This window comes from Pedobacter sp. 01N416, from assembly GCF_056399685.1.
Genome location: NZ_JBFTRT010000177.1, coordinates 1 through 13,165, shown reverse-complemented (window position 1 = coordinate 13,165; position 13,165 = coordinate 1). Strand labels below are relative to the sequence as shown.

Sequence of the window (13,165 nt, the reverse complement as noted above, 5' to 3'; positions counted from 1 at the left end):
ATTATATCTTCAGCCAATACGGATTGTTTTATTGGGTATTTAAAAACAAGTGGTTCCCCTGTCTTAAAAATTAATTTATTATCTACGAGGCTATACATTTTACTTAATTATGGTATTATTACTGGTTCGATTATGGGTAATTCCGGAATCATCGGCTCTACAATTGGTGGAGGCATAAACACCGGCAATCCCATTGGCCGAATAAACGAAGCAGCTGGTATCCGTTCCATTAGCTGGTATTGAATCCCTCCTCCAGACTGACCAAAAGCACGCCCCGCAATTCCTACCCGCATTAAGTACCTGAAGGAGGTTGAACCTTAACAATATTGGTTGGTTCGTTTGGCAATGCTATTTTACGCTGTATCTCACTTCGTGATAAACCTTCAATTTCACTAGCCTTGGTTAACCACCGCCCGTTAGCTTCCGTACCGTTTGATCCTTCAGTGTAAACTCTTGCATATTCTGCACCTTCGGGAGATATAAATAATAATACAATTTATTTATAATTTCTATTCAAGTTTTTCTTAGTTGCAAAGCACCAACTCATTTATGATTGACGACAGTAAACGCAGCTGCCCTCAGCAATTTTGTTCGTCTGATAGGTTTTATTACTCAGAAAGTGATGATTTCTTTGCCTTTCTACCAAAAACTCGAGGATAGTAAGCAAGAGATACCAGAAAATATTGTTGCATTACATTTACCGATCCTGTGGTAAAGGTATTGTCCAATCCAAAATTCACTACCCCCTTGTTTTGATGCAGTATATCTAAAGCTGATAATTTCACTTCTCCTTGGTTACCTTTTAAAAATCGATAGTATAAGTTCGCGTTCCATAGGGTAAAATTATAATTTCCACCATAGGTAGAAGAGTTGGAATTATACGTAATATTGGTATTGAAGCTAATGGCTGGGGAAATATTTAAGCTAGCAATAAATCTTGTACTTAAAATTGAACTTTTGAACGCCGTAGGATTATTGGTCTGTTTTAATTTTGAAATAAGCATTTGCTGGTTCAATTCGAACTGAAAAGCATCTTTATACAAATATGAAACAACAAAATTATTATCAGTTGAGAGCAAACTTGTACTATTAAGCAAACCATTTATGTAGTTTGGTTGGGTTGCATTGCTAAGTGATGGTTTCAAAATAAACTGTAAAGTACTGCTTTGAACTTTAATGCTTTTTCTAGCCTCACCTTGGATAAACCATGATTGGTTGCCATCAACATTCAAATATCTTCCGTAGGCACGTCCGAGATTATCATATAATATGTTGTTTCCAATAGCATTATTTATTTTATTGAGGCCCAATTTAACAAAGTAATTGTCTGTTGAGTTACTTTTTCTAAAGTTTTCCAAGAAAAACGTAAGGCTTAATTCATGTCCAAAACTCGGAAGAAGGTCCATGTTTCCAAACTGTCGAAAATAAAAGTTTGTGCTATCAACCAGTGGAGCGCGTTGGTTTACATCGGGATATATTGCGAAAGATCTATAATTTACTTCATAGGAGGCTTTATATTTGGTAAAATTGTTGTATCTATCATGCTTCAACTTGAATGCTGGTAAGAACCTCAAATAGGCATTATCAAAGACCTGGAAGGCTTTTTCAGAGGAATGGGTTTGTTTGTACAGCTGTCCATTGATATCCAAGGAAAAACGCCATAACCTGCTGAATCGGTTGACCAAAGATTTTTCAATAGTTTTTTCCAGTTTGATTGTGGGCCTTTCGTCTATAAATCTGTAAAGACTCCTATTTGAAAGATAAGAATTTTTAGTTCTAAAGTTTGTGCTCAAATCGCCATCATCAACGCTACTATTATTCAGATCACTTGAAAAATTTACATTGTTTACGAAAGTCAAATCTACCACATTGTCCCTACCCCCAAATAATCTTTCTAATTTGAATAGCTTTAGGGACAGGTCATTAGATATGCGGCGGCGTTTGATATCGTAGTTTCTGTCAAATCTTGTAAGTTGTGACAGATTATCATTGGATGCAAAAGACGTTTTATTTTCTTTTATATTATCTGAAGTGTTTAAAAATGAGGAGTAACCTATTTGAAAATTCTTGGTTTTGCTTCTGAAGCCTGTGTTAAATGTAAGAACCTTATTAAAAATATTTTCTTTAAGAGTACTTGAAGAAGCACTTTGTAAGGTTTGATCGCCAGATATTGAAACGCTTTTGGAATTAAAAAAATCCTGGCTACGGGTCTGCGAAAAATTAGGTATGAAATAGAACTCCAGTAAATCATTCTCCAGTTTGTAGCTATTTTTGAAATTTTGATTTAAGGTGGATGATGTCCTAGTCTCATTATAAGATTGGAGCAAATTACTGTCCGCTTTTATATTGATTGAGGTAATGGTATTTTTAACTAAATCCCCGTCACGTTGTGTAACAAAATAGCTATTTTCTAATCGGTTATTTCGATTTTGGGCAGCATCGGCTATAAAATCATGCAAGAAGTTAAATCCTGCTGCTTTAGATTTGTTTAGTCCTTCTACAAAGAAATCGGGCTGTAATTCAAGGCTAACGCCTGTAGCTTTAAAAGAGGCCTCGCGGGTCATTTCTAATACGTCGTTGACCACAATATTACTATTGTTAGCCATAGACGCGATTGTAATCTGCGTCCTGGGCGAAAAACTGCTCACAGCAAACCCCGCAACATATCTTTTGTCAGTACCGTAGCCTGAAGAGATCTTTCCGAACAAACCGGATTTCCAGCCGTTCTTTAACTTAATATTGATATTTACAGATGAGTCCAATTTTGTAGTCCTATCATCACCAGCCTTATACACCTGTATTTTGTCTACTGATTCTTTTGGTAAATTCTGGATCGCGATCTTTGCATCTCCACCGAAAAACGGTTTGCCTTCCACCAACACCTTTTTGACAGCCTTTCCATTAACTGTAATAAGCCCATCTCCCCACAATATTACCCCGGGCAATTTTCTAAGCAGATCCTGTACCACCGCATTCTTCGCGGTTTTGAAAGCATCCGCATTAAATTCCAATGTATCGCCCTTCATCTGAATCGGAGGTTTATATGATTTAATTTCAACACCCTTAAGCTCAATACTTTGCTGACTTAAATACAAGGTCATAAAATCAAACGTATCGGAAGCGGATGCGATCAGAAAATTCCTTCTGTAATGCTTGTACCCGATGAAACTGATTACGACTTCTAAATCTGTGTTTACAGGCAAATTATTGAACCTGAATTCACCTTGGATACCTGATAACTGATAGGCAACCAAACTGGAATCCTGCCTTTTATAAACCGAGACGGTAGCCGAACGCAGCGCATGATGTTCTATAGAGTCTTTTACCGTTCCTTTAGCAGCTCCTATTTTGAGCGCTTCTGGATTTTGGGCGAGGGCATTTGAAAATAAAAAAAATAATAGGCTAAATAGGCCAAGGGAGATAAATTTCATACCCTAAAAACTCTGCTTGGGCTTAATCTGTAAAATAACAGGATTATCCATCATACTCGCTTTTTCAAAATAAGCAGACAGTACTTTTGGATACATGATGTTTTTATCAATATTTTGTTTTCTTCTCACTATCAAAGCTGAAGAAGAAACCGAAGAATAGAAATATTTGCCATCGCAATATAATGCACCCTGATCAGCAAAACCGCTTACATCCTTACTATCGTTTACAGGCATAAAATAACTTTTCGAATCGGGATTTATACTTAAGAACGAAACTAGCGTTTGGTTTTTTAAATTGTATAACATGGGACCGAATTTTTTTCCAGCAGTAGTCAATTTAAAGGAAATGCAGGAATCAATCTGATATATGTGTGATATTCTTGAGATCAAATCCGGATTGCTCCTAAAATACTGTCTGGCGTCCCTTTTGAATAATGGATCATTAAAATTTGCTTTTGAAAAGCTGTTTTCTGATGGAAAGACAAAAGTAAATTTTTCGTACATGTCGGAAGTAGTAACCTTGTAAACATTGTAATCATAGGGCCTGGCATAATAGACCCAGCTGGAATTTCCACTTGCAAAAAAGGGTCCCTGTTCCCGGTTTGGAAGATTGTCAGTCGTTAAAGCTGAATTCTTCATATTGTAGGGAAGAAAACTTGCGTATACTTTATCATTACGGGCAAGCAAGACTTCATGGTTTACAGTATCTTTAAAAAATTTTTCGTTTACGATATAGGCCGAATAGGCAGTARTACCATCCTGAAAAAAATGTGAATCTACAGAGAATTCAAGTTTGCTTTTAGTTTCCACTCTTAGCTTGCTCCCATTGTAACTATAATAGTGAAAGCTTTTCATCCCGATCATAAATATTATCTCCTGCTTGTTCTGGTCTACCCAAAAAAGCTGCCGTTCGGATGGCTGGCGGACTATTTTAGACAAAAATTTACCGTTTTTGTAGAATACAAAAATGCAATTAGTTTCGCGGTCAGATAAAATGAAGTGATCTTTGGTCACAATCAATTGTTGCAGTGCGCCAAAAACACTACGTTTTGTTGTTTCCAACGGGACATAGTTTATCTCTTCAAAAACCTCTGACGCTGATATCTCGGGTGCATAATTAGTCGGTATTATTCTAATGCTGGAAGGTTCTCTGAGACCCTGTCCAAAAACCGAGACAAGTAAGTTGAGGCTGATGACAGATAAGGCAAATATGCGCTTGATTATTGATGCAGACATAATTCGATTCAATTGAAATAAACAGCGGGACAAGGTAGGTATTCGGTTCAAAAAAAAGCAAAGGCTTTTTAACTGATAGCAGGCCTCACCACGCACTTCACTTATAAAATAGTTAGTGGATTAGGATTTCGGATATTTGTCTAAAATTATATCCAAATATTTCTGCGTATTTGTACTGCTCTCACGCTCTGGAAAAAACAGGTTGGACACGCAGCTGCGTTGTTTGTTTAACACAAAGAAATAAGGCTTATTAACCTTTTCACTTTTTAAAGTAGCAAGTAAAATACCATCAATAGGTCTAAAAACTATATTTAAATTTTTAGAATACCAGGGTTTGGACTCCAGCATTTTCGAAACTTTTGGATTTTCTATCCAGATCTCCAAATTTACCTTCCCCACCCAATCACCCTTTATAAGAAGTGTCATAACGCTATCAAAACACGTTTCACAGTTAGTGATCGAACTCTTAAAAACCAGTGTGTTCTCATGTTTGACCGTAAAAGGAACGTTGATCATTTTATTATCATCAGCGTATGTAGAGAACAGGAGTGTATCCTGATATTCAAGTCGTTTGTTAACCTGGGATACGGCATCCTGTAACGCTTCACTCTCCAGATCAAATTTCTGTCCTTGATCTTTGCAGGAGACAAGCATGAGCCCCAACGATAGAAACAAGCAATTTTTTAAATTTATCATCAAAGTTATTTTATATTATATAACATTATAATAGGACGTTCATCATTCAAATAGTCCTTGAGTCCGAATTTTTCAATCAGTCTATGAGCAGGCCCATTGATATTCTTGTTCCGATTTTCAACCTGTAACTCATGTTTTAGCTCAGAAGGGATAACATGATTGACAAACCTTCCTTTCATATCCATATATGAAGGGTAGGTACTAGAATTAAATTTAAAGGGTATTCCATCAATTGTACTTTCAAGGTTCTTACCTTCACTTTGAACGGTTACAAAATTGTGGGCTTTATTATATAGGGCGTATCCGACAAGTTTAATATTAATCTTTTTTGAATAATAGTGGAATGTCACATTCAGATACCTTTCGTTTTCCATTACATTAGAAATTATCGTCAGTTTTTGTTTGGCTATTTCAGAAGATTTATCAATTATATCCATATCAGAAACAATTTCAGAAAGGGGTACACTTTCTCCGGTAAATTTGAGGAGATACCTACTGCTCAGCTTTTTCTTGTCAAAGCTGTATATGGTATCACAAAAGGATTCAAACATAAGCACAGAATCCGGATTACCATTGATTTTATTAAAGTTGCGTAAACCAATAACAGCTTTGGGACTTTTAAGCCCGTTGAAATTGAATTTTAGATAGCTTTCCTCAATCTGATTAGGATTGAGGCAACTTGCCAAAGTTAAACGGTAGGAAAACCCCTGTTGAATTTCCTGTGCCCCGCACAAATTAAATCCGTTGTGAAATAGATAGTAGTTTGAAATAGGTTGAAAATTAAATACCTGACAGACTAAATCTGTTGAACTCTTTAAGTTACCTAATGCATCAAAAGAAAGTAAAGTCTTACCATTATCTATAAGGAGATCGAGCCTATTGGTGGAGTAGTTAAATTTGCCTTGGGTTATGCCGTCTGTTGTTTCATTTATTTCTTTTCTAAGATCAATTTCCTTGATCTGTCTGCCATGATAATCGTAAACCGAAAAAGTATAGGTATTTATGACATAAATGTACTTATCACTAAAGATCAGGTCACTGATATCTTCTACAGTGAAATTTTTATTGCCCGCTAACTTTATAAAGCTGACGTCTTCAAGCTCAACTGGTTTTGGGGACATTCCCCCCTGGGGATTAAACTCAATGATTTTGACAGTTGAGTTATCTGTTTTACCCATAGCCTCTTTATTGTTTCTGCAACTTGTCAGTATCACTAGTACCGAAAAAAGAAACAGGTTAGCTTTTATATTATTCATATAGGGAATTAAAGACCTCAGATTCCGTTGAAATCTGAGGTCTAATGTGTGAAATATCAATATTTTGTTAAAAACTTAGCCTGCTATGTATCTACAACTAATAGCACCACCGCAGTAGTTATACCAAGAGGCGCTCACACATACATCTTTAGTGGTCGGAGACTTTTGGGTTGTGATAGTAGTAGATCCGGCACTGGTAAAATAAGTTCCTGTAACTCCAGCAGTTATTGAAGTACCAGGTATGATACCACCAGCCTGTACCTCAACTCCGGCACCACTTCCAGAATTTACCTGTGTTGCGACAGTTGCATCGTATTGGGGCGAGGCGCATTGGATTTGAGATGTACTGTAGCCCCAACCTTTTCCGCCAGCGCTTTCACCACTGCCGTTCTCACCTCCACTCTCACTACCGCTGTCTTCCCTGGCATAGACTTTCAGGACAGAACTGATTTTAAGGCTCGATGCTTCTTTTTGAGAAACTTCGTTCACATTTAAGAACAGCGCTGCTGCTCCAAGGGAAAGCGCTAGAGCGCTAAAAAATTGTTTTTTCATTTAAATTTGATTTTTAGTTTAAAATATAATTAATTGGTATTAAGACATTTAAAAAAACGGGAGTTTTAAAGACATTTTGCCAATTATAAATGTCTCCGGCACAAAACCCCAGTATCTTGAATCTATAGAGGAATATCGATTGTCTCCAGCTACAAAAAAATAGTTTAATTTGAACCTGTACTGTCCAGTGACGAAATTGTTGATCAGTATTTTTTTTCCTAAAATTTTCAGACCATTGCCTTCATATTTAATTATTGCTTCGCGATATAATGCTATGTTCTCTGTATTGAGCCTAATAACCTGTCCCTTTTCAGGAATAATGACAGGACCAAAATTTTCTCTTGTGTACTTATAGGTTGGATAACCGAACAGGTCTGGTCCACCTCCGCCCCTTTCGAGGTCATCAATCTGAACCATTACCACATCCTTCGATTTCGACAACCTATCATAGGTTTCATTAGTCATTGAAATATGATATTCGTCGTCTGTCTTCCATAATATACTTTTAGTATCTAACCCAAATTGATTCAATAGGCCACTTAAGTCTACATTAGGTTTTTTGGTGAGCTTATAAGAAAACTTAACTGATTCCGGCTCCTGCCTTGGTTTTCCGTTTATGTATAGGCTATTGTGTTCAATAAACAAAGTATCGCCAGGTAACCCAATACAGCGCTTGATCAAACGGTCTTGTTGCCTAATGTCATCAAAGACAACAATATCGTTTCTCTTGATCTTATCCAAACCAGGTATCCGATAATACTCCCATCTGGTATTTTGTGTCCAATTCCGAAAGCCAAACAGGTAGGAAAATACTTGCAGAAAAGGGACCTCTTTAGGGCCATTTGGTAACTTAGCGCCAAAAGCCACCTTATTAACAAGAATAAGATTGCCTGGAAAAAGTGTATTTTCCATACTGATGGAATCTACCTTGTAAAATTCAAGGCAGAAAACCCGAACGAATACCACAGAGAGGCAGATCATCAACAGATAAGCGGTTTTAATTATGATCTCTTTAATTCTTGCTCTATACATTTAACAATAAATTGGTCAGTTTGAGTATTCAAGTTTTCTATTTAAGTCCGACAAATAGTTTTGATGTTCACTCTTTTAATCTTGCATTTAGGATACTTAAGAAAAAACTATTAAAAACAACTTGTATCCCCAATAAAGAACTGGTCACAGCCGGAACGAGAATCTTGGCGATGTGATTTGTCGCTAGACTTTGATTAAATGGAATGCTGCTAAATCGAAGGGAATATACGGTGAGCAAGCAGTCCGGGATATAGAAACAGCCACTTTGGACTATGTACCAATAAAAAACACAAATGCCGCCAGCCATCCCTCCAGGTATTTAAATGCGGATCCCGTGATCTTCCATCACAATAAAGTTTTATCGGAACTTCAGAAACCTTCAGATTATTGATCGCTGATTTAACGATCATCTCTGAGGCGAATTCCATACCAGAAGTCGATAGCCCAAGTTCGATAATCGAACTCTTATTCATGCCTCTTAAACCACAATGAAAATCCTTTACGGGTGTTTTGAAGAACAGGCGCCCCAAAAATGACAGAACCGGATTTCCCAGATACCGATGCAGAAAAGGCATTGCATTTTTTTGGATTCCTCCCTTAAACCTGTTGCCAACAACCAGATCATCACCATTTCTCAGATTCGTAATAAAGGGCATCAAATCACTAAAATCGTAGCTATCATCTGAATCCCCCATAATAATGAACCTGCCTTTCGAATTGAATATCCCAGCCCTCAAGGTGTTCCCATAACCTTTTTCTTTTACATCAATAACTCTTGCACCTAGATTATTGGCTATCAGTCTTGACCGGTCGGTACTGCCATTATCTGCAATTAGTATCTCAGCATTGAGATTGTGTGCTTCAATTGAGCGCAATGCCTTAACGATGCATTTTGAGAGGGTTTCTTCCTCGTTTAAACAGGGCATTAAAATTGTAAGTTCCAAATCGTTGATTTAAGAGAGTTAATAGAGTTATATATAGTTGTTGTTAATTTTTATCTGACGGTTTCTTCCAATTTCCCATGACGTACAAAAATATTGGGAGAGGCATAAGCCAAACGACCCGGCTTTGATACCGGGGAAACACACCTGAAAAGGTTCCACAGATCCAAGCATTAACAAGTACGGCAGAAAGAATGTATACAGCTAGCAATTTATACCGTACTGCTATCTTATCAGAGCAAAATGTCACCAGATATAGAAAAAAACATGACGCAAATACCAGGTTTTGAAGGAAGTTGATAACCGTAAAATCCAGTTTCTGCTCGCTCTGTTTAGAATGCATAAAATTTTGGAAATCGCTGTAATGATAATCTCTAACAGCGCGATTTACACGTCTCCAGGGCTTTGCGGCTTCGCCGGTTTCAAATGTTGCAAGTTGCTTCAATGTTAGAACCAAAGAGCTAAATACAAATGTTTTCAGATATTTTGGAGTTGTCAAAATATCTTTTAAAATAGCGGTATACTCTTTTTCACTGCCCTTCCAGCCCCCCATCTTGCGCATCGGGCTTTTTGAATCCCACAGAAAATTATTCGGGATGGAGTCCTTGTACTTGCATAATTCATAACTTTTATTCCCACATTGCTCATTTAAATATTTATCGACAATTCCCATCTCAACAACATTTCCCATTAAAAATATTACTCCACCACGACTGGACTTAAATTCGCCCCCATGTAAATAATGGATCGTAGATAATGTGAGATTGCTTAATATTATCAAAAAGAAAGCTAGAATACTCCTTCGGAAAGTAAGCCCTGAAGTGTGATACAGCTTTCTAACCGGCTTAAATAATGCGAAGAATGCTAAGAGCAGCATTAAGCCGAGGCATATATAAAAATTGGAATTATGCATCGCAATACTGAAAATCATTAGGATAGAAATGAAGATCAGCCTCACCCTGCTTAATTTACCAACAAATAGAATAATGCCCAGAAGAAGAATAGCTACAGGTGTAAAGATATCGGCCATTAACCATCCCACTTGAAAAGAGGCCCCCATACATAATGAGATCAATGCGGTAAATACGATTAAGAAGATGTTACTATTCTTTTTAACAGCTCCGTTGAAGGTGTGCAAGTAAAAAGAACTAAAATAATTATACAGAACAAAGCTCACCAAAAGACTCTGGGAGATTATGACGAACCACAACGATGTTTTGAAACTAAAATATTTTATAAAAAGGCCGTACAGGACAGGCCGGTCCGGCTCTACTACTTTTCGGTATGCGGCCTCGATATACATTGCCGAATCTGCGTTAAAGATCAACGGAAACATATTGTAAGCTGCTATTGTTAGCAATATTGCGGCTGAAACAATGAACCCGAACTGTTCATGACCTATAATCCGTCTCAGCATTGTATCAAATCTTACTTTCATATAAACTTCAGGTCAGTTTTAGCAGAAAACATTAAGAACAGCGGAAGCGGCACAACCCACACAAAACTCCACAGGTTATTTTTTTGAGCGTCATTAAATAGTAGAACTGCTACTATATTCAGTAAAAAGGCAGTAAAGAAGTAAAAAATCAGACCTTTGTATTTAATTCTGGAAATCGATAATGCGTACAGGGAGATTACGATTGACAGTATAAGAAATATCCATTGGGAAATGCCGATCATGATGAACTTCTCCGAGCCCTCCCGCTGTTTCGAAAGGTAGCATTCCCTAATATCACCGCTGAACCACTCCTCGACCGCATTGAGTGCCCGGCCATTTACCTGAGGTCTTTCATACGCTTTAATTGTCATCACTTTAATAATCGAAAAAGATTCTGAAGTTCCGCTTTTCAGATATTCAGACTTTCTGTTGAGTATTTGATTACCTTGGATACCTGATTTATTTTTGAGATTCTTCGTATCAGCGGAAACACCGCCCCCGCTTTTATTAAATGGCTCAATGTGGTCAAATGCCCGAAGGAAACCCGGTAAATTATGTTTAGAGGCAGAATTTCCGGGACCGATTGGTAAAATAGAAAACAGAACAATACTCACAACATTTACGATACCGATATTTACAATCGTTATCGGGAAAGCTTTAATAGTATTTCGTCTATTGATTAAATTGATGACAAAGTACAGAAGGGGAATCATCACCGCAATAACAATTGATGAAAAGGCCATTGCAGTACTGAGAACTGCTATAATTGAAACAATTATACGATCTCTGAGAATCATTTTCCTGATCAGAACCAGCAGTCCAACGGCCAAAATTGATATACTTCCAAACAAAACCGGAGAAATTGTAGACGCGGCAATCGAGGCAGACATCAAAAAAGAAATTAGGAAAAGATAACCGAAATAAAAGAAGGAACGGTTCTTTTTATAAGGAACAAAATACCGGAAGTAATAATTTATAACAGTAGCCAGTATTAAAGATTGGAAGTAGATCACTAACCAGAGGGATTTGCCCCAGCTCGTGTGTGCAACAAAAAGCGAATATAAAAGCTTGCTATTAACAACATGCGGCAGTGAAAAACCATCCTTAATGTAGATTCCCGACTCCTCAAATAAAAGCGGAAACTTATTGTTGAAGGCCGCAAAACAAAGTATTAAGGCGCCAACAAGTACATTCGATAAAAAACTGCTGTTTTTATTCTCTAAAATCCTATCCATAAACCTATTATTATCATTGAATAAAACCTTCTATTTTAATCCCCCCTCAAAATCGGAATATCCGAAAAGGCGGGTACCAGTCAACACCTTCTGTGCGTCGATTAAAGAAGTTTCTATTTTGACTTCGCCCTCATGATTTTTAGAGGGAGCAAGTCTGGAAATAATAGACAGAAACGATAAAATTAATGTTATTTTGAGAGCGATCATGTTGTAGATTTAGATTACTGGGAGTGTTGTTATTTTAGGCAGCTCTTGGCAAATTGGTGGTGTAGAAAGTAGTTAGATTCTCTAGTCTCTTTCCATGTAGTTGGTAAAAGGAGCATATTTTTGAGCCAGATCTAAAATGGTTTCCATTATAGTGAATAATGGAAATACGCTGTATGAACGCTTGCTTAAATTCCTCATAAGGTTATGTATTTTTCAAATTACCTGGTTTTGCCATCAGCAAGACAAAATGATTAATAGCGTACACCGCGCTAGAAATCTTATGAACTTATATAAAATCTTTGAATCAAACAAAGAATCACATAAACTTAACACGCTTAGAAATCGAACAGAAATTCACTTCTTTTAACATAGACAACCTCCCGGGTATCAATTTTGATATTATTCATCACAATCTAACTTATCGGAAAATCAGTCAAGTTGAGGAAAGTGACTAGGCATTCTTGAGCAATTCGGATGRCTGCTRCACCCAATGGATAAGTRAAATCWAARKGAATAGGATCAGMAAGATAAAAGCCTTGAGGTTTTTTATCGCTGCCTACTCATATTTAATAAATGTTATCACTTAGCGGATTGATCAAASCCRTCGCTAAAGAACTCAGCAAGGGTAATATCCAATGCTGAAAGCACTTTCARCAAAGATGAGAAATACAGATCTTCACCATTTTCATAGCGCCAGAGCTGCGTACGGTTAAGGTCATGTTTAAAGGCAAATTTTTCATAGTTCCGTTCCCCTTTCGCTTCTCTAAGGGAACGAATCCGTGCTCCGACCAATTTCAAAACTTCCTTTATGTGCTCGCTCTCCTCTTCGTTTTTGGCTCTACTCATAACGTAAAGTAAACCAAAATGATGCGAGAGAGGTACTTCTAAAAAGRAACATCACAATAGATACATCTTATTAGAAACAAATTTATTATCTTTATAAAGCTGCAGATATTAAAAAATATATGGAAAAGGAGGAATTATTACAGACCCCTATTGACAGGCTTGGTTTTAGTGCTGAATTCTGTAAAGCTTGTCGTTCAATGCATTTCAGCACATTGAACGACATCACATCTCTTTTGCCTGAACGACTGATAAATAAAGAAGGGTTTAGCTATAACTGGCTGGGTGAACTCAGCAC

Annotated in this window: 12 protein-coding genes; 1 reads left to right on the top strand and 11 read right to left on the bottom strand. The window is 37.1% G+C overall.

The window, feature by feature from the left end; genetic code table 11:
• Nucleotides 1–243 (top strand): hypothetical protein (locus AC1DND_RS11770; protein WP_477581808.1); only part of this gene is annotated, 243 nt, incomplete at its 5' end.
• A 365-nt stretch (nucleotides 244–608) separates the two neighbouring features.
• Here the strand turns inward: AC1DND_RS11770 and AC1DND_RS11765 are convergent.
• The 11 genes from AC1DND_RS11765 to AC1DND_RS11715 form a co-directional block, all read right to left on the bottom strand.
• A complete protein-coding gene (locus AC1DND_RS11765; protein WP_477581807.1) occupies nucleotides 609–3,431 on the bottom strand; it encodes a hypothetical protein in 2,823 nt (940 codons plus the stop codon).
• A gap of 3 nt (nucleotides 3,432–3,434) precedes the next feature.
• Nucleotides 3,435–4,667 (bottom strand): 6-bladed beta-propeller, encoded by a 1,233-nt coding sequence (locus AC1DND_RS11760; RefSeq protein WP_477581805.1) that lies wholly within the window; start codon nucleotides 4,665–4,667, stop codon nucleotides 3,435–3,437.
• Nucleotides 4,668–4,787: 120 nt separating this feature from the next.
• Nucleotides 4,788–5,363, bottom strand: a complete 576-nt coding sequence (locus AC1DND_RS11755; protein ID WP_477581804.1) for a hypothetical protein — start codon at nucleotides 5,361–5,363, stop codon at nucleotides 4,788–4,790.
• 5 nt (nucleotides 5,364–5,368) lie between these two features.
• Nucleotides 5,369–6,619 (bottom strand): 6-bladed beta-propeller, encoded by a 1,251-nt coding sequence (locus AC1DND_RS11750; RefSeq protein ID WP_477581802.1) that lies wholly within the window; start codon nucleotides 6,617–6,619, stop codon nucleotides 5,369–5,371.
• Nucleotides 6,620–6,694: 75 nt separating this feature from the next.
• Nucleotides 6,695–7,108: a hypothetical protein gene (locus AC1DND_RS11745; RefSeq protein WP_477581801.1), complete on the bottom strand. Its 414-nt coding sequence runs from the start codon at nucleotides 7,106–7,108 to the stop codon at nucleotides 6,695–6,697.
• Nucleotides 7,109–7,219: 111 nt separating this feature from the next.
• Nucleotides 7,220–8,203, bottom strand: a complete 984-nt coding sequence (gene lepB / locus AC1DND_RS11740; protein WP_477581799.1) for a signal peptidase I — start codon at nucleotides 8,201–8,203, stop codon at nucleotides 7,220–7,222.
• A gap of 67 nt (nucleotides 8,204–8,270) precedes the next feature.
• Nucleotides 8,271–8,510, bottom strand: a complete 240-nt coding sequence (locus tag AC1DND_RS11735; protein WP_477581797.1) for a hypothetical protein — start codon at nucleotides 8,508–8,510, stop codon at nucleotides 8,271–8,273.
• Nucleotides 8,413–9,147 carry a glycosyltransferase family 2 protein gene (locus tag AC1DND_RS11730; protein ID WP_477581795.1) on the bottom strand — a complete coding sequence of 245 codons (735 nt, stop codon included), beginning with the start codon at nucleotides 9,145–9,147 and terminating at the stop codon, nucleotides 8,413–8,415. Before AC1DND_RS11730 ends, AC1DND_RS11735 begins: the two co-directional genes overlap by 98 nt.
• 43 nt (nucleotides 9,148–9,190) lie before the next feature.
• Nucleotides 9,191–10,174 carry a hypothetical protein gene (locus AC1DND_RS11725; protein ID WP_477581794.1) on the bottom strand — a complete coding sequence of 328 codons (984 nt, stop codon included), beginning with the start codon at nucleotides 10,172–10,174 and terminating at the stop codon, nucleotides 9,191–9,193.
• Nucleotides 10,175–10,578: 404 nt separating this feature from the next.
• Entirely contained in the window at nucleotides 10,579–11,472 is an 894-nt protein-coding gene (locus AC1DND_RS11720) for a hypothetical protein (RefSeq protein WP_477581792.1), read from the bottom strand.
• A gap of 1,131 nt (nucleotides 11,473–12,603) precedes the next feature.
• The gene (locus tag AC1DND_RS11715) at nucleotides 12,604–12,870 is read right to left on the bottom strand and encodes a helix-turn-helix domain-containing protein (RefSeq protein ID WP_477581790.1); all 267 of its coding nucleotides are present in this window, start codon (nucleotides 12,868–12,870) and stop codon (nucleotides 12,604–12,606) included.
• Nucleotides 12,871–13,165: the final 295 nt, after the last annotated feature.

Coding starts and splice junctions, on each gene's coding strand:
- AC1DND_RS11755 (WP_477581804.1), bottom strand. CDS start 5,363: ATGATAAATTTAAAAAATTGCTTGTTTCTATCGTTGGGGCTCATGCTT.
- AC1DND_RS11765 (WP_477581807.1), bottom strand. CDS start 3,431: ATGAAATTTATCTCCCTTGGCCTATTTAGCCTATTATTTTTTTTATTT.
- AC1DND_RS11735 (WP_477581797.1), bottom strand. CDS start 8,510: ATGGCTGGCGGCATTTGTGTTTTTTATTGGTACATAGTCCAAAGTGGC.
- AC1DND_RS11720 (WP_477581792.1), bottom strand. CDS start 11,472: ATGTCTGCCTCGATTGCCGCGTCTACAATTTCTCCGGTTTTGTTTGGA.
- AC1DND_RS11750 (WP_477581802.1), bottom strand. CDS start 6,619: ATGAATAATATAAAAGCTAACCTGTTTCTTTTTTCGGTACTAGTGATA.
- lepB (WP_477581799.1), bottom strand. CDS start 8,203: ATGTATAGAGCAAGAATTAAAGAGATCATAATTAAAACCGCTTATCTG.
- AC1DND_RS11725 (WP_477581794.1), bottom strand. CDS start 10,174: ATGGCCGATATCTTTACACCTGTAGCTATTCTTCTTCTGGGCATTATT.